The organism is Larkinella ripae, assembly GCF_054780775.1.
This window is the reverse complement of the sequence record NZ_BAAGVR010000020.1, coordinates 279,488-302,540: the sequence shown is the minus strand read 5'-3', so window position 1 is coordinate 302,540 and position 23,053 is coordinate 279,488. Positions and strand designations below refer to the sequence as shown.

Here is a 23,053-nt window from a genome sequence, read left to right as displayed (position 1 = left end):
AGACTTGAACCGAAGGCGAGGATACCGATACTGGAGACCGTCTATCGAAGCGGTGGCTCAACGAAAACCGTATACCAAAAACCGTAAATTTCTGTATTACCGGGGCTGAAAATTATTCATCATCTGCTGGCGCATGTCGGCCATTGCTTTTTGCCGGATGGTGGTCAGTTCTTCGGGCGTAACGGATTTCGCGTTCTGGGGCGGTTTTACCTCGCTTTCGTTCACGTCTTTGGCGTCAATTTTGGTCACCTTAAACGCTTCGTTGTCACTTTCGATTTGCAGCACCACCCCTTTTTCGGGCGTCAGGCTGGCGATGGGTGAGTATGTAAACGGCAGGTCGGTAGTGTACCAGACCGTATACGTCAGATTCCGGAACGGAACGGTTGCCTTTTGGCACGTATAACCCGCAATTTTTTTGGTTTTGCCGGACTCCTCCCAGTTCGAAACGCGATTCAGGGGGATTTCGGTCTGGTAGACCCTGGTGACCGAATCCTTTTTTACCGACACCACCTCCACGGTTTTTTGCGCAGCCAGGTCATAAAAAACCGTGCGTTCAAAGGGGCGACCGTTGAACGATCGGTTTCTGCGCCCAGACCCGTCGGGGCCTGCGGTTCCGGGGGCGCCATCCGGTGCGAACTGACGAACGGTGATTCCGCCGGTGTTTCGGTCCTGCTCTTCCTTGCCATACGGACCGGAAAAAATGAAGTACTGCGTAAACGACCGGGTATCGGGCAGGTCGACGGGTGGGGCGTCGGCGCTGCCGGGCCGAACCTCCTGGCCGTTGATGATAATTTTCATCTGGGACATGTCGACCTTTTGCATGGCTTCGTACGTAATCGTGCCGGATTTGGGTTGGGCGCTCGATGGAGCGGTGGCAAGGTGTAGTCCGAAAAGGACCAAGGCGAATAGCTGGAAGGTTTTCATACGAGAAAGGAATTGGAAATCGGTTGAAAAAGGGACGGAACAAAGGTGCGGACTCGGTCTGTAAAGCACTGTTATTTAATGTTAAGTAGTGTTAAGGGCTTTTGAAAGCCCCCCGAATTGGCGGTATTTTGCAGGAGAGACCGGCAGAAACGAAAACCGGAACGGAGCAATTTTCCGTTCTTTTCTTCCCATCTCCTTTCCTCCTGATTTGCAATGAAACAGCGCATTCGGTCGATATTTGTCCTCATGACGGCTTGCATTCTGGGCGTCGTGGCGTTCCAGGGGTATTGGCTTTATACGAGCTACCAGCTCCACGAACAGCAATTTCGGCGGACCGTGCGGGGTGCGTTCATCTCGGCGGTTGAAAAACAGCAGGTGCGCGACGCCCGGCGTCTTTTTCTGAACGATTCGTCCGGCGGGCCGAAACGCTGGCGGTTTCAGTTTCGGGATCTGGAACTTGAGGAAGGTCAGAATGAGCGGATTGTAATTAACCGCTTGAAAGACAGTGTTTTTGTCCGGGTCAACAACCCCAGTCCGCGCCGGATGAAGGTGGAGGTGCTGCCCGAAAACCGCCTGCCGAAAGACAGCCTTTTCATCGATACGCTGGCCCGGAAAATCTCCGATATGCTGATCGTCGACTGGGCGGGCGGCAATCGCTTCAACCTGAAAAAGTTTGACTCAACGTTTCGTGCGGAGCTGCGACTGCGGGCGGTTGATGACGCCTACCGACTGGACACGATTCAGTTAAAACCGGACTCGTCCGTGCGGCTGATGGAATTGCCGACCGGGCTGGGAGCGGGGAAGCTCATCAAAACCCCGCCCATGCCCATCAATCCGGTTAAAAACCAATTTCTGCAAGCGTCATTCGACAGTCCAACGGGCTATATTCTGCGAAAAATGGCCCTATTGCTGGCGGGCTCGGCCCTATTGCTGGCGATGACCACCTGGTGTTTTCTGTACATGCTGTCGACGATTCTAAAGCAGAAAAAACTGTCCGAAATCAAAAACGATTTCATCAACAACATGACCCACGAGCTGAAAACCCCGATTGCCACGGTTTCGGCGGCCGTGGAAGCGCTTCAGAATTTTGGGGCGTTGAACGATCCGCAGAAAACGCAGACTTACCTGGGCATTTCCAAAAGCGAACTGCAACGGCTGTCGGATCTGGTGGAGAAAGTGCTGAACATGGCGGTTGACGAAAACAAAGACCTGGAATTGAACCGCGAATGGCTGAAACCGGCGGACCTGATTCAGGAGGTGGTGGAAAATCACCAGTTGAAAGCGCGATCCGGGACGCTGGAAAAACCGGTGGATATCAGCGTCGAAACCGAACCGGAAAACGCCCGGGTGCTGGCTGATCGGCTGCACGTGGGCAACGCCATTAACAACCTGATTGATAACGCCATCAAGTATTCAAAAGACCCGGTTCAGATCCGGATTCGTAGCCAGACCGACGAACGGGGCTGGCAACTGACGGTTCAGGACAACGGCATCGGCATTCCGAAGGTCTACCACGAAGCCATCTTCGACCGGTTTTTCCGGGTGCCGACGGGTAACCTGCACCCGGTCAAAGGGTTCGGGTTGGGGCTGTCGTATGTGCGGCAGGTGGTGGAGAAACACGGCGGCCGGATTGGGGTGGCCAGCGAACCGGGGCAGGGGAGTGCGTTTGTGATCTGGATTCCGAATTTTTAGAAGCAAAGATTTAAAACTTGTTTCGCGGAGTGAAGCAGAAGGGAAAAGAGTTGAACGGAGACTTTGCTGCACTCTACGAAACAACCCATTTCGTATGCCAACTGTCCTTCTGATTGAAGATGAACTCGCCCTGGGCATGATTGTCCGCGACAGCCTGGAGGTGCGGGGGTTTACGGTTTTGTATGCCGCCGACGGGGAAGCCGGGCATCAGCTTTTTGAACGGCAGAAACCCGACGTGGTGGTGGCGGATGTGATGATGCCCCGACTCGACGGGTTTACGCTGGCCGAACGAATCCGGCAAACCGACGCGCAGGTGCCGATTATCTTCCTGACGGCGCGTTCGCAAACCGCCGATGTGGTGCGCGGTTTTGAATTGGGTGGTAACGACTACCTGAAAAAACCGTTCAGCATCGACGAGCTGATTGTCCGGATCAAAGCCCTGCTGAACCGGAGCGGTTCGGTTCGTCCGCCAATGCCGGACCGCTTGCCGATTGGCCGGTATTTCTTTGATTATCCCAGGCAGAAACTGGCGCTAAACGAATCGGAAACCGCCCTGTCGCACCGCGAATCGGAGTTGTTAAAACGACTATACGAGCACCGGAATCAGGTACTGGAACGCTCGGCGGTGCTGCTCGATTTGTGGGGTGACGACAGTTTTTTCAACGGCCGGAGCCTGGATGTGTTCATTACCCGGCTCCGTCGGTACCTGAAAGAAGACCCGCAGGTGCAGATCGTAAACGTGCGGGGCGTGGGGTACAAGCTGATTGTGTAATTTTAAAATTGCTCTAGTAATCCTGTCTCAGAATCCTCAGCTGGAATAGGCAGACTTGTTCGCGTCACGTGCAGACAATCCGGGTAGAGGGGTGCCAGCTTTTTGGCTAGCCAGTCCGATAAATTAGCGTCCAATAAAAGTTTCATCAGGCAGCAAGCAAACGCGTGCGTCGTTCACTATCGGCAGCAAATGCCAGTGCCGCACGAATGTGATCCGAGATTAATTCCGGAAAATTTGCCAGAATTTCTTTATTGCTCATGCCCGAAGCGAGCCAGCTTTGAAGATCCTGAACGGCGTTGCGCGTACCAACGATACACGGTTTTCCAAAACGGATACGGGGATTAATTTGAATAAATTTCCGGTAGTGATCCATACTGTCATCAATCTACAAAACTAGTGAGAAATGCAGTCTACGCTATTCCTCCGCCGACGGCAGTTGGTCCGGTTTTTCACCCTGCTCGCGTAGCCAGTGACTGACGTCGGCATTCGGATTATCGCGGAGGTGGCGGGTTAGCCGGTGGGCGGTTTCGAAGGAGAACTGCGGCACCAGATCGACAATCGGGTACTGATACACCATCCCCGGTTTGTTGGACTTGACTTTCTTTACTTTTAGCAAAAACGGCAGATACTGTACGCTGCCGAATAGCTTCTTGTATTCGTCAAACTTGTTGCGCAGGTTCGGGATGGTGGTCTGAACGGCGCGGGTGCTGAATTGCCAGTAGCCCAGCAACGGAATTTCCCGGATCACAAACCGCAGCGTCAGCACCGGCAACCACCGGATCAGCCTGACTTTGGCCGGGTGCAGGTTTTTCTGGAGAAAAGCGACGGTTTCGTCCATGATCTGCGGCCGCCGTTCAATGGTTGTCACCGCGTATTTTTTCAGCTCGTCGTTCCAGATGTGAAACGTGTGGTTGTCGCCGTAGCCAAACAGTTTGCCGTCGCTGGTGCGGATTTCGAGCCGCTCGTTGCAGACCACTTCTTCCTGATCGGAGTAAAACAGAATAGGCAGTTCGGTGATGGGTTCGCCGTAGACTTTATGGACTGCTTCGGCGTAATCCCCGCGAATACGGAAACTGTCGATGCTGCTGGGCACCACCTGTCCCGACCGCTCCACTTTCTCGCCCACGGCAATGCGCCCTAATTCCGTTAGCGCCGACGAGGGCGGGGAGTTGTGTTCCGATTGAATGCGCATGGTGTTGTTTACCTTCGGTTCTATCGGCAAATATAGGCAATCGGACAACACCGATGAACGAAAAAGCGGCCGGTTTTGGCGGTTACTACGCGGTGCGGATGCGTACCCAAAGCCGCCCGGAACAGTGGTTGGGAAACTACCGATCGGTTTTCAGAATTTTAAGCGTTTGCTGCTGCCCCATGCTCGTCGCCCGGAGCAGCAGAAAACCGGCGGGTTGTCGGCTCACATCAAACGCCTGTTGCTCGGTTTCGGCGGTCCGGATAATGGCCCGGTTTTCGATCAGTTCCCCGTTTAGAGTCATCAATTGCAGCTGCAACGACTGGAGATCCGCTCCGCTAATTTCGACCGTTGCCGTATGGTGCACCGGATTGGGCCGGAGTTTCAGTTGAAAGGTCGCTGGTATTTCCTCCGCCGAATCCGTGAGTTGATCCGGCGGCAACGAGCAAATGAAGCAGGAAGCGTATTTGTACAATTCCATGCCCGAGGAGCCATGCGTTGCCCAGAAGAAAACCGTGGTATTTCGGGCCAAAAAACCGGTTGCTGCGGAAGACCCCGACGGATTGATGTCGTCGAGCAGCGAGGTGGTGGCTGCCGTTCCCGACGATTTCCAGGGTTCCTGAAACTGAAAAAAGAGTTTGTTGGCTGCGGCAGTCAGGCCCACCAGATTGGACGAACCACCTCCGGCGGTTAAGTTTTCGACCAGTACGGTTCCGGCCGCCGTGCCGTCCGACTTCCAGAGTTCAGTGCCGTTGGTTCCGTCATTGGCCGTAAAATAAAGCGTTCCGTTAACGTTCGTCAGGTACGATGGGAACGAGCTGGCGTTGTTGCCGGGGTTGATGTTCTTGACCAGAACCGTGCCGCCCACGGTTCCGTCCGATTTGTATAATTCCGTGTCGCTGCTGACCGTTGCACGAAAGAAAAGCGTGTTGTTGACCACCTCCAGATCCTGCGGATTGGAACCAGAGCTGCCGGCCACCAGGTTTTTGACCAACACCGTCCCGGCCGCCGTTCCGTCTGATTTCCAGAGTTCGGCGCCGTTGGTTCCGTCGTTGGCGGTCAGGTAGAGCAGGTTGTTCATCACCACCAGTTCAAACAGATTACCCGAGCCCAGCGGATGAATGTCCTTGACCAGAACCGTCCCAACCGTCGTGCCATCCGACTTCCAGAGTTCTTCGCCGTGCACACCGTCGTCGGCTACCAGGTATGCGGCACCGTTCAGAACCGCCATTTTGCGCACGTAGGTAGGCACGGAACTGCCCGACCCGGTTTTTATATCTCTTACCATTACCGTTCCGGCGGCTGTGCCGTCTGACTTCCAGAGTTCCTCGCCTTCCGTTCCGTTGGTCGCAACGAAAAACAGCGTGCCGTTTACGTTGGTCAGGCCGCGCGGGTTGGCGCTGGCCCCCGGACGTCCGTAAATTTCCTTGACCAGAACCGACCCGGCTGCCGTGCCGTCCGATTTATACAATTCCCGCCCGGTGGGCCCGGTGGCGGCAAAAAACAAGGTGCCGTTTACGTTGGTGAACCAATCGGGATTTGAAGGACCGGAAGGGTTAATATTTTTCACCAGCTGCGTCCCGGCCGCCGTGCCGTCCGACTTCCAGAGTTCAGCACCATAAAACGTGTTGGCCGAAAAGTAAAGCGTTTCGCCAATCACCAGCGCCGTGGCGCCGTCGCCGGAAACATACGAACCGCTGGCGCCGGGGTTAATATCTTTGACCCGGGCGACATAATACGTTAGCGGCAGGGTGGTGAGCTGGGCGCAGACCGGAAACGACCCGCCGACCAGGTTGATGGCCACCAGCCACAAGGCGATTTTTTGGCGCGTTTTCATACCCGAACGTTTGCTGTTGAGATAATAAACGTAGTGATTATCAGTAGTTTTAGAAAGCTTTTTTGAGTCAGTGGTGAAAAGGTCGTTGCTCAAACGGGAAGGTTGGTCCCCCGTTTTCGGGCAACCCGGTTTTTCGGGGGGGGGGGGCGCTTATCTTTGTCCTCACGATGATGGAAACCGCAGACCACCTCCTGACCTTCCCGCCCCAACGCATTGTTTCCGTAGTGCCGTCGCAAACCGAATTGCTGTTTGATCTGGGACTGGACGAGCAGATCGTCGGCGTTACCAAATTCTGCATTCATCCGGCGGAGAAGGTGAAAAACCGGGCCCGGGTGGGCGGCACCAAAACCTTGCAGCTCGACCGGATTCATGCGTTAAAACCGGACTGGATTCTGGCGAACAAGGAGGAAAATACCCGTGAGCAGATTGAGGCATTGCAACGGTTTTACCCCGTTCACGTCACCGACATCCACACCGTTGACGAAGCGCTCGGGATGATTCGGACGGTGGGGGCGATGGTGGGCCGAAAGCCCGAAGCGGAACGCCTGCTGCGGGAAATTGGGAACGCTTTCGATGCGGACGGTTTGCGGAGCACGAACGACGCCGGCCCAACCGTCGCCTATTTCATCTGGCGCAAACCGTATCTGGTGGCGGCTAACGAAACGTTTATCCATTCGATGCTGGAGTGGACCGGTTTTCGGAACGCGTTTGCCGACCTGAACCGGTATCCCGAAGTGACCGAAGACAGCCTGAAAGCCGCCCGGCCCGACCTGATTTTTCTGTCGTCCGAACCGTATCCGTTTTCCGAAAAACACACCGCCGAGTTGCAAATGATTTGTCCCCGGTCGCAGATTCTGCTGGTGGATGGGGAGGCTTTTAGCTGGTACGGCAGCCGAATGCGGAAAGCCGCCGGTTCCATCCGGAACCTCAAGACCGCGCTTGGTTTATAGCAAAACCGTCTGAGTCTGGCCGCTGGAGAATCGGGCCGATTTGACGGCGCCCGAGCCCTGGAAATAGTACCGGATTCCGACAATTTTGCCCGGCTCATCCTCAAAACGACCTTCGTAAGCCGGTTTTCCGTTGACAAACACCTTCACCAATTTGTTTTTTACTTCGCAGCGAACCCTGGCCCAGTCGGAAAAATCGACCCCAAAACCGGAGAGATCATAGGTTTTGCCGGAAACCGCCTTACCGGAAAAACTGAGGTTCAATTGGCCCACGCAGCCGATAGCCGACAACGAAATCAGGTGCATCCCGCTGGAACACAACAGCATAATGCCGGTTTGCTGACACACGCCTTCAAACCGGTTGTAGGTGCTTTTCAGCTCCGTTTCAAACACAAAGTTGCTGGCCGACATTTCGCCCAAAGGTTGGACGTAATGCAGGCTGGTGTTGGGCACACTTTTCTGAAAATCAATTCCCTGTTCGGTCAGGTCGGTATCGGTGAGGGCGATGATGCCGGATTTGCGGAGTTGTTTATCTGGAAAATAAACCGGTATCGAGTCGTCGTTGATGGTCCCCAGCCAGCCATCGGAGGTGATGTACAAATCGTGCTGGCGCACAATGGAATCGTTGAGCACGAGTTTGGCCCGGAAATAACCGGGATAGTAGTAGGTGCTGGCGTATTGGTGACCATCCTTCGCGACCCGAAACCGCAGCTTCGGATTCCAGCTCTGCTGAATAAATACGCTGTCGGCGTTGGAGTCGCTGGCGTCGTAATCAAACAAAACCGTGTTGGGCAACCCGTTAGCGAGCGGGCGGCTGGTGAAGGTTAAAGCGCCATACTGCAAGGGTTTGACCCGGTTTTGAAAGGCACCGATGCCGACCAGCCCCAGCACGACCAAAACACCCAGCACCCACAGCCAGCGGTTGGCCCTGGGCGGGGCGGGCAGCCCGGTCGAAGCGGGTGAAACCGGATGCGGCCTAACCGGCTCTGAGGCCGGCAAAACCGGGTGCTGCCGAAATTCGCGCCAGTTTTCGAAACCGACGAATTGCGCCAGAGTATTGAGAGTCGTGGCCGTGGGGGCACTGTCGTACCGCACTTTTCCCCAGATGCGCTTCAGGGTGCTGCTGCTGAGCGAAACGCTGGTTTCGGCAAAAATGCGCTCACTCAGGGCTTCAAAGTCCTGATTCTGCCACTGGCGGCTGTCGCCCCACCCGACTTTTGCTTCGATCAGCGTTCGGCAATGCTGCAACTTGTCGTCTTCCAGAGTCATTGACAATCAACGTGAACTAACTTGAACAGACTTGAACAAGGGCCGGACTGCCATCTTTTGGTCTTTTTTTTTCACCTTTGTCGCAGTCAATAATCCTTCAACCAAAAGTACGGAATCCATCATGAAAAAATTGCTCGTTTTCACAACATTGCTGGCGATTGCTCAACTCGCCTTTGCGCAGGACGACAAATCGAAGCGGCCCAGCCCGCCCGCCCAGGCCAAGCAAACCGTGGGCGGAAAAACCGTCACGATTGATTACAGCCAGCCGTCGGTTAAAGGCCGGAGCGTCTGGGACCCGGCGGGGAAAGTGGCACCGGCCGGCAAAGTCTGGCGAACGGGGGCCAACGAAACCACGACCATCGAATTTTCCGACGATGTGAAGCTGGAAGGCAAGACGGTTCCGAAAGGAAAATACGCGCTGTTTACCATCCCCGGCGAAAAAGACTGGACGGTGATCATCAACAAAGGCATCAAGTGGGGCGCTTTCACGTATAAGGAAGACGAAGACGTGGTGCGGGTGAGCGTTCCGGCCAAAAAAGCCCCGGCTTTTCAGGAACAATTCAAGATCGACATCACCCCCAAGGGCGTGGTTTCGATGGCGTGGGCGGATACCAAAGTTGATTTTAACGTAAAATGACGCCAGTAAACCGACTTTGGGCCGCAACGAAACTCCTGACGGCCCTCTTATTTACCTCTGTTTCCGTTGTTGCCCAAAGTCAGTCAACCGACCCAATACCGTACGGTTCCAATCCCAAAACCGGACGGTATTTGTCGGTCGGCGACGCCCGGATTTATTACGAAGTCTACGGGCAGGGGCGACCGGTGGTGCTGCTGCACGGCGGTTTGCTGGGCTACATCGACGAATACCGCGACCTGATTCCGCGCCTGAGCCAGGAATTTCAGGTGATTGCCATCGCCACCCGCGGGCACGGCAAATCGGAGGTGGGCACGAAACCGTATTCGTACCGGCTGTTTGCGGAGGATGCCCGCCAGGTGATCAAAGCCGTCACCCCGGACAGCGTTCTGCTGATCGGTTTTAGTGATGGCGCCATTGCGTCGTACATTCTAACGGCCGAGCACCCGGAGCTGGTGCGTAAGGTCGTCGCGATCGGGGGCGGGTCGCTGGGAATTGGGGATTACACCGAAGCGGATAAAATCTTCTGGACGCAGTTGACCGACGAAAAGCTGGAAAAAGCCATTCCCGGTTTTATCGCCAGACGCCAAAAGCTGATGCCGCAGCCGCAGGAGTGGCCCCGGTTTTTGAAAGAACTGCAACAAGCCTGGCTGGCACCGACCTACATCGAACCGTCGGCCCTGAAAACGATCCGCTGCCCGGCGCTGATCATGGCCGGTGACCACGATGGCATCACTGAGCGATTTGTAAGCCTCTACAAGTCGTTGCCCAACGCACAACTGGCCATCATTCCCGGTTCGGGACACGTCGTTCTGACCACGAAACCCCAACTGGTCTTCGATCTCATTCATCCGTTTTTGACCCGAAAATAAAAAACCGGGTACGGCATCCGACCTCCGTTTTTTCGGTGGGCTGGAAGAGTATATGCGTTCGGATTGAATATTAATCATCGGTAAATACCTATTCAACTATGAAAGCATTGACAGTCAGTAGTTTAACCAAAATCTTCATTGCCGGATTCCTGATGAGCCTTCCGGCTGCGGCCCAGATCTCAGCGGTCGATCTGGTGCAGCTAGCCCGGCAAAACGGCTTTGCACTGGAAAACCGGAAGCTGGTAATGTTACCGGCGGGAGAAAAACCGGGTGTTCGGCTGGAGCAGGTGGACTCGCCCCGGGAGGGCGTTGCGTGGCTGGAAAACAGCGCCTTTCGGCAGGGAACGATCGAACTGGACATTCGGGGCAAGGATGTGTTGCAGCGCAGCTTTGTGGGCATTGCCTTTCAGGGGTCGGGTGAGCGGAATTACGACGCAATTTACTTCCGGCCGTTTAATTTCCGGGCCCAGGACCCGGTTCGTCGCAGCCACGCGGTGCAATACATTTCGCTGCCGAAATACGACTGGCCGACCCTGCGCAAGGATTTTCCGGACCAATACGAACAGTCCATCGAACCGGCCCCGGACCCGAACGGCTGGTTTCACGCCCGGATTGTGGTGGAAAACGACACCGTCCGCGTTTTTGTCAATGACCACGCAAAACCGAGTCTGGTCGTGAAAAAACTGAGCGATCGCACGGACGGCAAAATCGGCCTGTGGGTAGGCGCGGGTTCGGGCGGTGACTTTGCCAACCTGAAAATCATACCCCGTTAAAAACCGGAGCTTTTTGGGCGTATCTTCGTGCCCGATGGCAACGAAAAACACTCTTTCGGCGGGTTCCTTTAATCTGATTTTGTTTGCGGCTCAGCAGAAAGGGGCCGATCCGGTTTGGTTGTGCAAAACCGTGGGCGTTGATCCGGCCGCCTTGCAAAACCCCGACGAGCGGGTGCCCATCCGGAAGGTGCAGGCCCTCTGGCGCGAAGTCATCGCGGTCACGGCGGACCCGTACCTGTCCCTGCGCATCGGCGAGATGATCAACCCTACCGCCGTAGGGGTGCTGGCGTACGTCATGATGCACTGCCCGACGCTGGGCAGGGCGCTGGAGAAACTCTGTCAGTATCAGGAGATTGTCTGCGAAGGGGTTCAGACCATCGGCCGACGGGAGGGAAACCGCTATAGCCTGACGCTGCACCTGATCTGCGAGGACATCATCTACCCCGAACACGCGCTCAACTCTGAACTGGTCATGTACCTGGCGGCCATGCGGGCGCTGACGGGGCTGCACATTACGCCCGAAGCGGTGTCGTTTGCTTACCCGCGCCCGCCCGATACAACGGAACACAAACGGATTTTTGCGCCCGTCCAGCCGGTTTTTGGGACTGACGAAACCACGCTGGTGCTGGATGCTGCCTGGCTGGATGCCCCGGTTTTGAACGCCAATCCGGGCTTGTTTCCGCTGTTTGAACAACACGCGGCTGAATTACTGCGGAAACTGCACGAACGGGCGCTGGTGGGGCGCGTCAAGGGCGAAATTGTGGCCCTGCTGAAGGGCGAAGAACCAACCCTGGCGACGGTGGCCGACCGGCTGGCGGTGGGCGTCCGGACACTGCAACTGCACCTGAAAGAAGAGGGAGTTACCTACCAGCAACTGCTGGACGAAGTTCGGCACGATCTGGCGGTCCGGCACCTGCGCGAACCGTATTTCAGCACGACCGACATTGCCTACCTGCTGGGTTTTTCGGAGCCCAGCGTGTTTTACCGCACTTTCAAGAAATGGACAGGCTCGACGCCCGGTGCGTACCGGACTGCGGTTTTGCGTCCGTCGGCCTAGCGGTTTTTTTGCCCGTGTACCCCAGATGGGTGTGGTCAAAACCGTCCGTAAATTTCAAGCCGTAGCCAAACAGCCGATCCATTGCCGCGTGCCCGAAGAGAATGACGCCGGTCAGTTGCAGTTCCGGGTTGTTGAGTCCGAATCCGAGCGCACCGACGGCCAGTGCAAATGCCTTGTGGTGAATCAGGTTGTAGCCGTACGCGCCGATTTTGGGGTTGACGAGGTAGCCCAGCATCCCCAGATCCGGAACGAGCAACAAGGCCGGAAACCACCACCAGGCAAAAGGAAGTTGGTTGAACAGCACAATGGCAAGCACAAACTGGGCGAATTCTTCGAGTTTCAAAAGCGATTTCATGACGATCTTTGTTGTTTTGTGTAGCACAAAGATCGGGTGAAAAAACCGGGTCGGTGGTGACCAAAGATGAAAACCGCAGTGACGAAAAACGAAAAAATCAGGAAGCAAACGTTACCCGGTAGCCTTCCCAGATTTCAGGTTAGTGCACGGGTTCAACGCCTTCCGAGGTCATAGTAACGCGCCGGATCGTATCGTCCGGGTTGTAATACAGGTAATCGACGCAGACCGACCGCCGGTGGCTGCCGCCGTTTTTTAGCCCGCCGTTGTGGCAGAAAAAATAGGGACTGCCCCTTGAAGTCGAGGATGGCGGGGCGGTTGGTTTCGCAATTGCCGGCCAGTTCGTTGAGGATTCCCATGAACGTCCAGGGGCCGTCAATGGAGCGGCTCCGGGCGTAGGCCACTTTTTCCGGCATCCCGTAGCCGTACGACAGATAATACCAGCCGTTTCGTTTGTGAATGTGAACGCCCTCCGAAAAACCGGGTAATGCAACGGTTTCGATGGGGCTGGTCCGCTCCAGCAGGTTGTCGCTCAACCGGGCAAAGTAGCAGGTCCCATTTCCCCAGAACAGATACGCCTGACCGTCATCGTCCACGAGCACGCTGGGGTCCAGGTTGGCTTTTTCGTTGTCGGTTAAAGGCAGCATCTCGTGCGTAACCAGGGCCGATCCGCGCGCATCGCGGTAAGGGCCAGCCGGATCGGCGGAAACCGCCACGCCAATGGCTTTGCCGGGCAGCGTCGCGTGCGTGACGGACACGAACCAGTAGAATTGCTCCTGATGCTGAATCACTTTGGACGCATACGCATCACCGGAAGCCCAGGTAAAATCGCGGGCTTTCAGCGGAACCGGGTGTTCGGTCCAGCTGGCCAGATCGGTTGAAGAAAAGCAAAGCCAGTCGTTCATCCGGTAGTCTTCCGAATCCAGGGGCGCTTCGTCGTGACCCGTAAACAGAAAAACCGTATCCTGATGAACCAGAGCAGTCGGATCGGCGGTGAATTTGTGCTGGATGAGCGGATTGCGGGTCGGACTCACGGTTGGCGTCGGTTGGTTTTTGGGCACGAATGCCTTTTCAACCGTTTGCATCCCGGTTTGTTTTGGTTTTTGTGCGGTGAAACGGTTTTACGCCGGGTGACAAGCCAGTGCACTCTCCTGGTATCAAGAGCCGAACTGCGTCAGGTGGTGGTCCAGGTGTTTATAAAATAGGTTGTTCCATTCGCTGATGGTCAGAGGCCCGAAGGAATGCGAGACCTTGTTGTCAAAATGCTGCTGACCCAGCTGCTGGGTTTTGCGGATGTATTCGATCAACCGACGCTTTTCCACCTCAAAATTTCGGGAATCCTTGATGACCAAAGCCGGGGCCGTCTGGCTGTTGCGTTTATAGGGGGTATTACTGGTGACAATCTTTTTAACGAAAGACTTCAGAATCAGCTTCATGAAAAAGTTGGGCTTCGGGTGTTTGTTGTCGTAGACCATTTCGTAGGCCACATTGCAGTGGGCCAGCATTTGGCCTGCGTTCATTTTGCCCCACTGGGGCGGTGTCGATGGGTTCAGCTGGTCGATTCGCTGAATCATGTTCGTGGCTACTTCGCTGGTGAAAATGTTTGGGAAATCCATAGTCGTCCGGTTTGAGTGGATTAATACAAAAGCAATTCTACCTTATGACGATTGACGGTTTCAAAACCGGACCAAAATCCGAAAATAAATTCAGCCCGGTATTCTCAAAACCTGACCTGACGAAACGTTCAAGTCCTAATCGGCCCCGGTCAGCGTAATGTTCAGGCCCTGCCGCAAGGTCTGCTGAATTTCGGCAACCTGATCCGTATGCCGGATGAGTGCCTCGATTTCGGCCGCGGGTGCTTCGGCCGTGACGTGGGTCCTGTAGGTGAAGTTGGAACCCGGTTCGCCGTCGGCCCCGAACTCGCCGGTGACTTCCACGTCCACGCCCGAAACCGGGATGTTCCGTTTGGCCGCTTCCCGGTAAACATCGTTGCAGAAACAGGTCGCCAGCGCCAGCAGCAGCAACTCCCCGCCGTTGATGGACGAGCCAAAACCGCCCGGTTTGGGGGCGATCCGGACGGTTTTGGCGGCACCGTTGGTCTGAACGACACTCTCGTGCTGATTGAACGCGCTGGTGATGCGGGCCGATAGTTTCATGGCTGAGCCGGTTTGGGTTACAGAAGTTCCTGATAAATTTTTTGGGTATGGGTGTCGATCAGCAGAATGCCCTCGTCGGTTTCGTTGAGTTGCCCGACAAGCTCGCCGGCCGTGTTCCAGATGGCGCTTTTTCCGGCCGACACAAAATCATCACTCGGCCCGACGCTGTTGGCCATCAAAACCGTCATCGCATACTGGCGGGCAATGTCCGACAAACTTTGGGAGGCTTTATCAACTCCACCGGCGGTTTTTGCCACGCTGGTAAGGTATACGCTGGCCCCCCGCCGAAATGCCTGCGCCGAATGCTCGGGCACGGACAGCTCGTAGCAAATGGCGAGGGCAATTGTACCGTCAGGACCAAGCGCACGGACCGTGCCCGTTCCGCTCACAAAATACGGTTCTTCGTCGGCGTGTAAATACTGCTTTGAATAGGTTTGCCGGGGCTGAGTGGGTTGAAAAAGCACCATCGTAATGCAGGTTCCCGTTTCGCCCGGGGTCGGTACGCCAATCCCAATTGTGATTTGGTCGGTGTCGCTGATGGTCTGAAACTCATCGAACCGCCGGTCGTCGGGCTGCGTCGCCAGATTGCGGGCGAGCGACGGTTCGTAGCCCGTGATCGACAGTTCCGGGAAAATAAGCACATCAGCACCCTGCAAAACCGCCCGTCCGATCAGCTTTTTGTGGGTTTCAATATTCCGCAGAATATCTCCTTTGACCGGCCGGGTTTGCGCGACGCCAAGTTTCATGAGTCGAAAATTTTAGCCTTTTCTGTTCGCTTCGGTTGTTTTTCGACCGACTGGACGACTAATTCCCCGCTACCGTCTGTTTCACCCCTTCCGCCGGTTTTGTGATGGGAAAGTTAAACGCTTTTTCGAATTTTCGGCTATCAAAAATGTAATCCCGGTCGTACTGATACGCCATTTCCGGAAATTCGCTCATAATCGGAACAAAAAGCCCGATGATCCGGAGCAGCCAAACGGGCAGCGCCCAGACACGCGGTTTTACGTTCATTTCCTGCGCGAAGAGGTCAATCCACTGCTGGCCGGTCAGGGGGGTGTGGTCGGTGGGCAGGTGCCAGACCTGGTTGTAGGCGCTGGCGGTGTTGCCGAGCAGGGCCGTGGCTTTGGCGGCATCGGGCGTGTACGTAAAGGAATGGATTTTGTCGGTTCGGGCAAACCAGTTGGCGGCTTTTTTCTGCCGGAAGTTTTTCACCACCGTTTCCACCAGCAGGCTTTTTTCGTTATTGGGGCCGTAGAAGTCGGCCGCCCGGGCGATGAGCGCGGTCAGGCTGCCCTGCTTTACTTCGTGCATCAGCAGAGCGGCAATTTCGGCCCGCACCTGGCCCTTCCGGCTGATCGGATTGATGGGCGTTTCTTCGGTCATGTGCCCGATGGCGTTGGCATCGTACAGGTAAACGTTGTCGAAAAAAACGAGCTTCGCACCGTACCGTTTGCAGGCATCGATGGTGTTGCGCATCAGGGTTGGCCATTTTTCCCGCCAGACCTTCACGCTGTATTCAAAACCGACGGTCAGATAGACCACGTCCGAACCTGCCACGGCTTTGAACACCTGCTCCCGGTCGGAAAGGTCGGCGGCCAGCAGTTCATCGGTCGGATTGACTTTTTTCGGGTTGCGGCTGACGAGCCGAATTCGGTCGGTGTAGGTCAAAAGTTCTTTCGCCAGGTCATTGCCAATGGTTCCGCGGGCCCCTAATATCGTTTGCATCTGCTGATCGGTTATGTACAGCACAAAGGTCAGCTGGAAAAACCGGGTTGGAGGTGATCAATTATGAAAACCGAGTGACGAAAGGCGAAAAGAATGGTGAGTTATTTAATGATGAGTTATGAATGATGAACGATGAATTAAAATGCTCTGCACGGGTAAGGTGTCATCCAACCGCTTGGGCGATCCCGTCATCGTTCAGAACTCTTCGTTCAGAACTCATCGTTCATAACTCATCATTCATAACTCATCATTCATCGTTCATTATTCATCATTCCTCTCAAGGTATGGGCTTTTGAGGAGGTCGACGACGGAGGTGAAGGCGACCGGATCTTTTTTGTAGCCGTAGGCATCGGACAGGGTTTGAATCCGGTTGTTGTCACCCATCGCCAGGTCAACGTCGTCCATCGTGAACTGGCAGGGGTGTTCGTAGCCCGCAGCGTGGGCAATGTCCAGTATTTCCTTGGTCAACGTTTTGACGTAATTGTAAAACCGCTCGCTTTTCAGCGTCGGGTCAATGCCGGATTGCAGCCATTTATTCTGGGTGGCCACGCCCGAGGGGCAGCGGTTGGTGTGGCAAATCTGCGCCTGAATGCACCCAATGGACAGCATGGCTTCGCGGCCCACGTTGATCAGGTCGGCCCCCATCGCAAACGCCATAACGGCCGACTCGGGCAGTCCCAGCTTGCCGGATGCGATGAACGTGACGCGGCTGGTTAAGTTCCGTTGCTGGAAGATCTGGTAGACTTTGGCAAAACCGTAGACGAAAGGCAGGGAAACGTGGTCGGCAAAAGCGGGAGGAGCTGCCCCCGTGCCGCCTTCTCCGCCGTCGATCGTGATAAAATCCGGTCCTTTCCCAGTTCTTAGCATATGATCGGCCAGTTCTTCCCAGAGTTCCAGTTTGCCAACCGCCGACTTGATGCCCACCGGCAGGCCGGTCTTTTCGGCCATCGCTTCAATGAACGCGACCATGCCCGGAATGTCGGAAAAGGCGCTGTGCGATGCCGGTGAAATTACATCTTTGCCCACCGGAACGTGCCGGATTTCGGAAATTTCGGCCGTGATTTTGGCCGCGGGCAGCACCCCGCCCTTACCCGGTTTGGCCCCCTGCGAGAGCTTCAGTTCGAGCATCCGGACAAACGGGTTGGTTTCGACCAGTTTCACCAGTTTTTCCATCACGAAATTGCCGTTTTCGTCCCGAATTCCGAAATACGAGGTGCCGATGTTCACCACCACATCCGCCCCAAATTTGTGGTAGGGTGACAAACCGCCCTCGCCGGTGTTGTGGTAACACCCGAATTTCTTGGCCCCCTTGTTCATTGATTCGATGGCGCGGGCCGAAAGCGAGCCGAAGCTCATGCCGCTGATGTTGATGATCGACCGGGGGTGGTAGGGGCGCCGGCGTTTGTGAAAAAGTCCGATCACTTTGGTGGCCGGGGCTGTGTGCGGATTGTCGCAGTTGGGGTCGCTGGGCGGCAGTTGCAGCGGCAGTAAGGCCGGTTTGATGAATATGTACCCGGCGCTGCTGATGTCCTGATCGGTACCGAATCCCTGAAAATTGTTTTCTTTTTTCGACGACGCGTAAATCCAGGCCCGTTGCTGGCGGTTGAACGGCAGCTCTTCGCGGTTATTGGCCACAATGTACTGCCGGAGTTCGGGCCCGAAACTTTCCAGAAAATACCGGATGTTCCCTACAATGGGGAAATTGTGCCGGATGGTGTGTTTTTTCTGCGTAATGTCGTAGAGGGCGACCAGGAGTAGGCCGATCAGCAGCCAGCCCCACCAGGAGATGCTGCCCAGAAAAGTGAGAAGTTCCAACAGTGCCAAGGTTCAGTGAGTGCCGTAAAAATAAGGAAAACCGGCAATCGACCGCACGGTATCACCGCTTTTCCCGCTTCCTGAACGGGCTGAACCCGGTTTTGGGCGGGCATTACTGTCCCCCAAACGCTACCCCGGCTACTTTGGCCATATCCTCCCAGAATGACGGATACGATTTGGCGACAACACCCGGTTCTTCAATCACCACGATCCGGCTCATCGCCACCGGGGCAAACGCCATTGCCATGCGGTGATCGTCGTAGGTGGCAAACGTCGGGATGGCCGACACGTCCTGTACGGCACGAACTTCGTAGCGGGTGTTTTTTTCTACTTCGACCAGTTCCGCGCCGATCTTCTGAAGCTCGGTCTGGAGGGCCATAACGCGGTCCGTTTCCTTGATCTTCAGGCTTTCGATGCCCGTTAGCGTCAGCGGAATATTCCTGACGGCGCAGCACACCGCCACGGTCTGGGCCAGATCCGGGCAATCCGTGAAGTCCCACGCCAGCGACGCCTGAGCCGGTTTTTTCGTCAGCACAACTCCGTTGTCGGTGAAGTGGCTCTCGACGCCCAGTGGACGCATGATGTCAACAATGGCGCTATCACCCTGGAGGGAATCTTTTTTCAGGCCGAGCAATTCAATTTCTGCCGCGTCGTCGCCGGCCAGGGCCAGCATGCTGAACCAGTAACTCGCCCCCGACCAGTCGGATTCGATGGCATAGTCGGCGGGGGTATACGGCGTGGGCGGAACCGTAATGGTTTTGCGGGTCCAGTCGGCCCGTGTTGGCACCCCAAAATGTTCCATTTGCCGCAGGGTCATTTCGATGTACGGCCGGGAGCCCACCTCCCCGGTCAGTTCGAGCGTCAGGCCGTCGGGCAGGGTTGGCGCAATCATCAGCAGGGCCGATATATACTGGCTGCTCACATCACCCCGGATGGCGAGCCGGTTGGTGCCGTTGCCGGAAAAGCCTTTTGTGGCAATCGGCGGAAAACCGTCTTTCTTCAAATACTCGATTTCTGCCCCCAGTTTCCGCAGCGCATCGACCAGAATGCCAATGGGCCGTTCGCACATGCGGGGTGTTCCCGTCAGGGTTTTGTGCTGCCCCGTCACGGCAAAATACGCCGTCAGAAACCGCATGGTCGTTCCGGCGTCCAGCACATCGGCAACGGCCTCCTCCGATTGCAACAGCCGAATCATGGTCTGCGAGTCGCGGGCGGCCGAAACATTGTGCAAGATCCCCTTAAAACCGCTCAGGGCGTTGATGATCAGCGCGCGATTGCTTTCACTTTTGGAAGAAGCCAGGGGAATTGTTGCCCGGACGGAATCGGTGGGAGGGGTCAGACGTACAGCGTTCAAAGCAGAAACGAATTGGTGATTTTTCCGCAAAACTAAGGAATAGAACGATGAATTAGGAGTGCTGAAGGATGAATTGCTCGGCGCGGGAAATTCATCCTTCAGCACTCATAGTTCATAATTCAATGATAATCAATACGTTTCCATTACCTTGAGCCGGTTATTCTTGTTGATCCGGTAGCGGGGGAAACTGAGTTTGTAGCAAATGGCGCCCAGTGCAAACATCACACCGGGGGCGCGCAGGGCGCGGGCATCGGCGGTCAGCTGCTTCTGCTGCCGGGACAGATTGACCACATCGGCGACGAAAAAAAGCGTGCCGGCAATCGGAAACAGGTACGTTCCCTGGGTAATAAACGGAATCTGGCGGTTGACGTAGACTTTCTCGATCTGGTCGAGCCGGAAATGCACTACTTCGTCCAGAAACGTATTCGGGTTCTCCAGAATCAGCATCAGGGTGGAGTCGGTCACGCCGTACAGGGACTCGCGGTATTTCTGCCCTTTATAACGAAATTTTACTTCTTCGTTGGGGAAAAACCGGTGTCGCTGAAAACCGCCCATGCGGCCGGTGACATCCAGGGCCAGGTATTTCTGACCCGGTTTGAGCAGGGCTACGTAGGGCGATTTCTGCCTGATCATCAGCGAATCAACAGACAGGGTGTCCGTTTGGGCGTAGGCAAAAAAGGCCAGAAACAAGAGCAAAACCGTAGGGAGCAGACGTTGGAGCATACCCTATAAACTCCGTTTCGACGAAAAATTACCGCACAGCCCGCTAAATTTTTGTTAAAACCCGGCCGGTTTTCAATACCGGCCGGGTTTGCTTTCATAAGTTATTCCGCGTTGACCAGCTGTTTGCCTTTCGGGTATTTAACCGTGTACCGGAACAGCAGGTCGCGGCTTTCGCCCGGTTTTAAGCTCAGATTCCAGGTGAGCCGCCCGGTTTCGGCGTTGCGCTCGGCCCCGGCGCTTTCGTCCAGGTCCACCTCAATCCGGCTGTCGGTCGAAACCGGAATCTGATCGAAGACCGTCAGCAAAACCGGCTCGGACTTCGTGTTCCGAACCGTGATTTTGTAGCTGTAGGTGTCGCGCACCGCCGAACTCAAGCCTTTGCGGCTGCTGAAATCCTGCGTTTTCTCCCGCTTCACCACAATCCGTTTGTCTCGGCCGAGTCCCAGCGTCAGGGTATCGCCGGCCTGTTTGAGATCAACCCGTGATTCGCCGACGTAGGTGCCTTCAAAATAGGTCCGGGCGGTTCCGTTGAGCAGGTTCAGCTTTTCCCAGCCCGACAGGGTCGCCACCAGAAAGGCGTCCGTTTCCAGTTTGGGCGTGGCCGTGTAGCGGTAGGTGGCCGGAAGTTCGCCGGTTTGAATATCCACGACCTGCGGGCGGTTGTTCGACAGAATCGTGTACGGAACCGAAATCTCAAAATTAATACTCGTCGGCTGCTCACTCACCTGCGTCAGATCCGCCGTGGAAACCAGGTCGGCGGCCGGGGCCGCAGCGGATTCGTTGGCCACCACCGCTTCGTCCCGGCGCATTTGTAGTTTGGCCCGAACCGGGGCCGCCGTGGGAAGGGGCTGGGGTTCGTAAAAACCGACAAACTGCGTTTCCAGTTGCGGTTGCGTTCCGGGCAGGGCGGGGTTCGAAGTCGATAACGTCAGCCGGACATTCTGCCAGTCAAAACCGGTATTCTGGTACACATTGGCTTTGTAAGCCAGCGTAGCCGGGCTTTTGGTATCGCGCACCCGGATGTCGTAGAAAGGCGTCCAGCCCGCGTTGTTCACGACGTAACTCAGCGCCAGATCGACGGCGGTGCGGTTTTTGGCCGAGAGTGTCACCTCAATTTCACCTACGGGCCGCTCGCGTTTGGCATTCTGTTCCCGCACCTGTCCTTCGAGCCGGTCCACTTTCAACTTCTGTTCCTTTACCTGTTTTTCCAGAACGAGCAGCTTTTTGCCGACGTCGGTCAGGCGCTGACGAAAAAAGTCGGCCATTTCCTCCACATCGTCCACGACGGTACCCTTCTCGCTTCCCACTTTCTGGTTGGTGAGCACCATTTTCTTTTCATTTTCGAGCACGTCTTTCTGCAGATTCAGGCCTTCGTAGAGGTCGCGGGCGATGCGCAGGGAGTCTTCCAGCCGTTGCAGGGAAACCGGTTTGGTGACTTTGGTGAGAAAATTCGTGCGAAACTGAACGCCCTGGAGGGTGGCCTCCCCCTTGCCGCTGACCTGAATGCTCTGCGGGTCGGTTTGGGCGGAGGTATTGTCGATGATCAGCCGTGTAACGCCCGGACCGATCGTCGTTCGGGCCTGTGCGTTGATCTGGGCGCGGTTCATAAAAACCGTAACGTGCTGAATAGTTGAGGAAATCCGCTGTTCGTCGTCCTGCGCTCGAACGCCCGAAACGGTCAGACTGGTGACTAGAAAAAAAAGCAATGGTTTCATGGATCAATGATGGGAAAAGAGAGTTCAGGAATATAGATACCTTCCGGGGTGGTTTCGTTTAGTCTGTCGCCTATTTTTGCGAAAAAAAGCGCGGAACTTCGGTTCCAGGTAGCGAATTAATTACAAAACCACCAGATTGGGCGCAACTTTCCAATCGGCCAGCTCTATGACGCCAGTTCATCAACTCAAAGCATTTACCAAACAGGTTTTCCTGAAAATCGGGTTTTCCGATGCCGATGCCGATCTGGCCACGACCGTGCTGGTGCAGGCCGACCTGCGGGGGGTCGATTCGCACGGGGTGGCCCGGTTGGCGGGCTACGTCCGGTTGTACGATCACGGGCGGTTGAATCCGGTTCCTCAGCTTCAGGTGGTGCATGAAACGCCCTCGACGGCGGTGGTGGATGGCGACCGGGGGGTGGGCCTGGTGGTGGGGCCAAAGGCCATGCAGATTGCCATCGAAAAAGCGCGGGTCGCCGGAACGGGCTGGGTGGCCGTCCGCAATTCGAATCACTTTGGGATTGCCGGTTACCACGCCATGCTGGCGCTCGAACACGATATGATCGGGATGACGATGACCAACGCGGCTCCGCTGGTGGCTCCAACGTTTTCGCTGGATAAACTGCTGGGAACCAATCCGATTGCCGTAGCAGTTCCCGCCCTGACGCAGCCGCCTTTCGTGGCCGATTTTGCTTCGACCGCGGTGGCATACGGCAAGATGGAAATTTTGCAGCGGAAAGGACAGGCGGCTCCGCTGGGGTGGGCGCAGGACGCTCAGGGGCAACCCTCGACGGACTCCAACCCGATCCGGAATGGGGGCGCGCTGCTGCCGCTGGGTTCGGACCGCGAGCACGGCAGCCATAAAGGCTACGGCCTGGGGGCGATTGTCGATATTTTTTCGGGAGTTTTGTCGGGCGCCAATTACGGGCCATGGGTGCCGCCGTTTGCGACCGCCGGTTTTATGGCGGCTCAGGAAGGGGTCGGGGCCGGAACGGGGCACTTTTTCGGGGCCATGCGCATTGATGCGTTCCGGCCCGCCGAAGAATTCAAGCACCACATGGACACCTGGATTGGGGCGTTTCGGAATGCCCGCGCGGTGGAAGGAAAGCAGGTGTTGATTCCGGGCGACCCGGAGCGGGCGATGGAAGCCGAACGCGGGCGCGACGGTTTGCCGCTGATCGAACCGGTGATCCAGACTTTACGGGAGCTGGCGGAACGGTTTGACCTGACCTGGGAGTAAGCATTTGAAC

At 55.9% G+C, this 23,053-nt stretch carries 24 protein-coding genes; 8 read left to right on the top strand and 16 right to left on the bottom strand.

Annotation, left to right across the window (positions count from 1 at the left end):
• Positions 1-96: 96 nt before the first annotated feature.
• The gene (locus ACYVHX_RS12370) at positions 97-924 is read right to left on the bottom strand and encodes a GLPGLI family protein (RefSeq protein ID WP_460671955.1); all 828 of its coding nucleotides are present in this window, start codon (positions 922-924) and stop codon (positions 97-99) included.
• A 213-nt stretch (positions 925-1,137) separates the two neighbouring features.
• On the opposite strand from ACYVHX_RS12370, the gene ACYVHX_RS12365 reads away from it, so the two are divergent.
• Together ACYVHX_RS12365 and ACYVHX_RS12360 are read left to right on the top strand one after the other, a co-directional pair.
• A complete protein-coding gene (locus tag ACYVHX_RS12365) occupies positions 1,138-2,616 on the top strand; it encodes a sensor histidine kinase (RefSeq protein ID WP_460671954.1) in 1,479 nt (492 codons plus the stop codon).
• Positions 2,617-2,710: 94 nt separating this feature from the next.
• The gene (locus ACYVHX_RS12360; protein WP_460671953.1) at positions 2,711-3,388 is read left to right on the top strand and encodes a response regulator transcription factor; all 678 of its coding nucleotides are present in this window, start codon (positions 2,711-2,713) and stop codon (positions 3,386-3,388) included.
• Positions 3,389-3,390: 2 nt separating this feature from the next.
• On the opposite strand, the gene ACYVHX_RS12355 is transcribed toward ACYVHX_RS12360, so the two are convergent.
• The 4 genes from ACYVHX_RS12355 to ACYVHX_RS12340 all read right to left on the bottom strand — a co-directional run bounded on the left by ACYVHX_RS12355 (position 3,391) and on the right by ACYVHX_RS12340 (position 6,414).
• A complete protein-coding gene (locus tag ACYVHX_RS12355; protein WP_460671952.1) occupies positions 3,391-3,534 on the bottom strand; it encodes a DUF5615 family PIN-like protein in 144 nt (47 codons plus the stop codon).
• Entirely contained in the window at positions 3,534-3,761 is a 228-nt protein-coding gene (locus tag ACYVHX_RS12350; RefSeq protein ID WP_460671951.1) for a DUF433 domain-containing protein, read from the bottom strand. The genes ACYVHX_RS12355 and ACYVHX_RS12350 overlap by 1 nt, the downstream gene beginning before the upstream one ends.
• Before the next feature lie 42 nt (positions 3,762-3,803).
• Complete coding sequence (locus tag ACYVHX_RS12345) at positions 3,804-4,580, bottom strand: recombination directionality factor (protein ID WP_460671950.1); 777 nt, start codon at positions 4,578-4,580, stop codon at positions 3,804-3,806.
• Between the two features lie 136 nt (positions 4,581-4,716).
• Entirely contained in the window at positions 4,717-6,414 is a 1,698-nt protein-coding gene (locus tag ACYVHX_RS12340) for an ELWxxDGT repeat protein (protein WP_460671949.1), read from the bottom strand.
• Positions 6,415-6,581: 167 nt separating this feature from the next.
• Here ACYVHX_RS12340 and ACYVHX_RS12335 point away from each other — a divergent pair, with 167 nt between their 5' ends.
• On the top strand, positions 6,582-7,364 hold the full coding sequence (locus ACYVHX_RS12335; RefSeq protein ID WP_460671948.1) for a helical backbone metal receptor: 783 nt from the start codon (positions 6,582-6,584) through the stop codon (positions 7,362-7,364).
• Here ACYVHX_RS12335 and ACYVHX_RS12330 read toward each other — a convergent pair.
• Entirely contained in the window at positions 7,359-8,630 is a 1,272-nt protein-coding gene (locus ACYVHX_RS12330; protein WP_460671947.1) for a hypothetical protein, read from the bottom strand. The two genes, ACYVHX_RS12335 and ACYVHX_RS12330, sit on opposite strands and share 6 nt — an antisense overlap.
• A gap of 121 nt (positions 8,631-8,751) precedes the next feature.
• On the opposite strand from ACYVHX_RS12330, the gene ACYVHX_RS12325 reads away from it, so the two are divergent.
• From ACYVHX_RS12325 to ACYVHX_RS12310, 4 genes are all read left to right on the top strand, one after another.
• A complete protein-coding gene (locus ACYVHX_RS12325; RefSeq protein ID WP_460671946.1) occupies positions 8,752-9,267 on the top strand; it encodes a DUF2911 domain-containing protein in 516 nt (171 codons plus the stop codon).
• The gene (locus ACYVHX_RS12320; protein WP_460671945.1) at positions 9,264-10,136 is read left to right on the top strand and encodes an alpha/beta fold hydrolase; all 873 of its coding nucleotides are present in this window, start codon (positions 9,264-9,266) and stop codon (positions 10,134-10,136) included. Before ACYVHX_RS12325 ends, ACYVHX_RS12320 begins: the two co-directional genes overlap by 4 nt.
• Positions 10,137-10,234: 98 nt before the next feature.
• On the top strand, positions 10,235-10,909 hold the full coding sequence (locus ACYVHX_RS12315; RefSeq protein WP_460671944.1) for a LamG domain-containing protein: 675 nt from the start codon (positions 10,235-10,237) through the stop codon (positions 10,907-10,909).
• A gap of 34 nt (positions 10,910-10,943) precedes the next feature.
• Positions 10,944-11,966, top strand: coding sequence for an AraC family transcriptional regulator (locus ACYVHX_RS12310; protein ID WP_460671943.1), 1,023 nt, complete (start codon positions 10,944-10,946; stop codon positions 11,964-11,966).
• Here the strand turns inward: ACYVHX_RS12310 and ACYVHX_RS12305 are convergent.
• From ACYVHX_RS12305 to ACYVHX_RS12260, 10 genes are all read right to left on the bottom strand, one after another.
• Entirely contained in the window at positions 11,902-12,321 is a 420-nt protein-coding gene (locus tag ACYVHX_RS12305; RefSeq protein ID WP_460671942.1) for a DUF4260 domain-containing protein, read from the bottom strand. The two genes, ACYVHX_RS12310 and ACYVHX_RS12305, sit on opposite strands and share 65 nt — an antisense overlap.
• 152 nt (positions 12,322-12,473) lie before the next feature.
• Positions 12,474-13,403 (bottom strand): family 43 glycosylhydrolase, encoded by a 930-nt coding sequence (locus ACYVHX_RS12300; RefSeq protein WP_460671941.1) that lies wholly within the window; start codon positions 13,401-13,403, stop codon positions 12,474-12,476.
• A gap of 72 nt (positions 13,404-13,475) precedes the next feature.
• The gene (locus ACYVHX_RS12295; RefSeq protein ID WP_460671940.1) at positions 13,476-13,934 is read right to left on the bottom strand and encodes a DUF1569 domain-containing protein; all 459 of its coding nucleotides are present in this window, start codon (positions 13,932-13,934) and stop codon (positions 13,476-13,478) included.
• 135 nt (positions 13,935-14,069) lie between these two features.
• Entirely contained in the window at positions 14,070-14,474 is a 405-nt protein-coding gene (locus ACYVHX_RS12290; RefSeq protein ID WP_460671939.1) for an OsmC family protein, read from the bottom strand.
• A 17-nt stretch (positions 14,475-14,491) separates the two neighbouring features.
• A complete protein-coding gene (locus ACYVHX_RS12285; RefSeq protein WP_460671938.1) occupies positions 14,492-15,220 on the bottom strand; it encodes a carbon-nitrogen hydrolase family protein in 729 nt (242 codons plus the stop codon).
• A gap of 58 nt (positions 15,221-15,278) precedes the next feature.
• Complete coding sequence (locus ACYVHX_RS12280; protein ID WP_460671937.1) at positions 15,279-16,199, bottom strand: NAD-dependent epimerase/dehydratase family protein; 921 nt, start codon at positions 16,197-16,199, stop codon at positions 15,279-15,281.
• Positions 16,200-16,460: 261 nt separating this feature from the next.
• Positions 16,461-18,017 carry an FMN-binding glutamate synthase family protein gene (locus ACYVHX_RS12275; protein ID WP_460672046.1) on the bottom strand — a complete coding sequence of 519 codons (1,557 nt, stop codon included), beginning with the start codon at positions 18,015-18,017 and terminating at the stop codon, positions 16,461-16,463.
• A 109-nt stretch (positions 18,018-18,126) separates the two neighbouring features.
• Positions 18,127-19,368, bottom strand: a complete 1,242-nt coding sequence (locus tag ACYVHX_RS12270) for a 3-phosphoshikimate 1-carboxyvinyltransferase (RefSeq protein WP_460671936.1) — start codon at positions 19,366-19,368, stop codon at positions 18,127-18,129.
• 129 nt (positions 19,369-19,497) lie between these two features.
• On the bottom strand, positions 19,498-20,091 hold the full coding sequence (locus ACYVHX_RS12265) for a hypothetical protein (RefSeq protein WP_460671935.1): 594 nt from the start codon (positions 20,089-20,091) through the stop codon (positions 19,498-19,500).
• A 101-nt stretch (positions 20,092-20,192) separates the two neighbouring features.
• Positions 20,193-21,806, bottom strand: coding sequence for a DUF4139 domain-containing protein (locus ACYVHX_RS12260; RefSeq protein WP_460671934.1), 1,614 nt, complete (start codon positions 21,804-21,806; stop codon positions 20,193-20,195).
• Between the two features lie 166 nt (positions 21,807-21,972).
• Here ACYVHX_RS12260 and ACYVHX_RS12255 point away from each other — a divergent pair, with 166 nt between their 5' ends.
• Positions 21,973-23,043, top strand: coding sequence for an Ldh family oxidoreductase (locus ACYVHX_RS12255; RefSeq protein ID WP_460671933.1), 1,071 nt, complete (start codon positions 21,973-21,975; stop codon positions 23,041-23,043).
• Positions 23,044-23,053: the final 10 nt, after the last annotated feature.

What these genes read in the sequence shown, in the direction of transcription:
- ACYVHX_RS12370 (WP_460671955.1), bottom strand. Translation starts at nt 924, where the DNA reads ATGAAAACCTTCCAGCTATTCGCCTTGGTCCTTTTCGGACTACACCTT.
- ACYVHX_RS12365 (WP_460671954.1), top strand. Translation starts at nt 1,138, where the DNA reads ATGAAACAGCGCATTCGGTCGATATTTGTCCTCATGACGGCTTGCATT.
- ACYVHX_RS12360 (WP_460671953.1), top strand. Translation starts at nt 2,711, where the DNA reads ATGCCAACTGTCCTTCTGATTGAAGATGAACTCGCCCTGGGCATGATT.
- ACYVHX_RS12355 (WP_460671952.1), bottom strand. Translation starts at nt 3,534, where the DNA reads ATGAAACTTTTATTGGACGCTAATTTATCGGACTGGCTAGCCAAAAAG.
- ACYVHX_RS12350 (WP_460671951.1), bottom strand. Translation starts at nt 3,761, where the DNA reads ATGGATCACTACCGGAAATTTATTCAAATTAATCCCCGTATCCGTTTT.
- ACYVHX_RS12345 (WP_460671950.1), bottom strand. Translation starts at nt 4,580, where the DNA reads ATGCGCATTCAATCGGAACACAACTCCCCGCCCTCGTCGGCGCTAACG.
- ACYVHX_RS12340 (WP_460671949.1), bottom strand. Translation starts at nt 6,414, where the DNA reads ATGAAAACGCGCCAAAAAATCGCCTTGTGGCTGGTGGCCATCAACCTG.
- ACYVHX_RS12335 (WP_460671948.1), top strand. Translation starts at nt 6,582, where the DNA reads ATGATGGAAACCGCAGACCACCTCCTGACCTTCCCGCCCCAACGCATT.
- ACYVHX_RS12330 (WP_460671947.1), bottom strand. Translation starts at nt 8,630, where the DNA reads ATGACTCTGGAAGACGACAAGTTGCAGCATTGCCGAACGCTGATCGAA.
- ACYVHX_RS12325 (WP_460671946.1), top strand. Translation starts at nt 8,752, where the DNA reads ATGAAAAAATTGCTCGTTTTCACAACATTGCTGGCGATTGCTCAACTC.
- ACYVHX_RS12320 (WP_460671945.1), top strand. Translation starts at nt 9,264, where the DNA reads ATGACGCCAGTAAACCGACTTTGGGCCGCAACGAAACTCCTGACGGCC.
- ACYVHX_RS12315 (WP_460671944.1), top strand. Translation starts at nt 10,235, where the DNA reads ATGAAAGCATTGACAGTCAGTAGTTTAACCAAAATCTTCATTGCCGGA.
- ACYVHX_RS12310 (WP_460671943.1), top strand. Translation starts at nt 10,944, where the DNA reads ATGGCAACGAAAAACACTCTTTCGGCGGGTTCCTTTAATCTGATTTTG.
- ACYVHX_RS12305 (WP_460671942.1), bottom strand. Translation starts at nt 12,321, where the DNA reads ATGAAATCGCTTTTGAAACTCGAAGAATTCGCCCAGTTTGTGCTTGCC.
- ACYVHX_RS12300 (WP_460671941.1), bottom strand. Translation starts at nt 13,403, where the DNA reads ATGCAAACGGTTGAAAAGGCATTCGTGCCCAAAAACCAACCGACGCCA.
- ACYVHX_RS12295 (WP_460671940.1), bottom strand. Translation starts at nt 13,934, where the DNA reads ATGGATTTCCCAAACATTTTCACCAGCGAAGTAGCCACGAACATGATT.
- ACYVHX_RS12290 (WP_460671939.1), bottom strand. Translation starts at nt 14,474, where the DNA reads ATGAAACTATCGGCCCGCATCACCAGCGCGTTCAATCAGCACGAGAGT.
- ACYVHX_RS12285 (WP_460671938.1), bottom strand. Translation starts at nt 15,220, where the DNA reads ATGAAACTTGGCGTCGCGCAAACCCGGCCGGTCAAAGGAGATATTCTG.
- ACYVHX_RS12280 (WP_460671937.1), bottom strand. Translation starts at nt 16,199, where the DNA reads ATGCAAACGATATTAGGGGCCCGCGGAACCATTGGCAATGACCTGGCG.
- ACYVHX_RS12265 (WP_460671935.1), bottom strand. Translation starts at nt 20,091, where the DNA reads ATGCTCCAACGTCTGCTCCCTACGGTTTTGCTCTTGTTTCTGGCCTTT.
- ACYVHX_RS12260 (WP_460671934.1), bottom strand. Translation starts at nt 21,806, where the DNA reads ATGAAACCATTGCTTTTTTTTCTAGTCACCAGTCTGACCGTTTCGGGC.
- ACYVHX_RS12255 (WP_460671933.1), top strand. Translation starts at nt 21,973, where the DNA reads ATGACGCCAGTTCATCAACTCAAAGCATTTACCAAACAGGTTTTCCTG.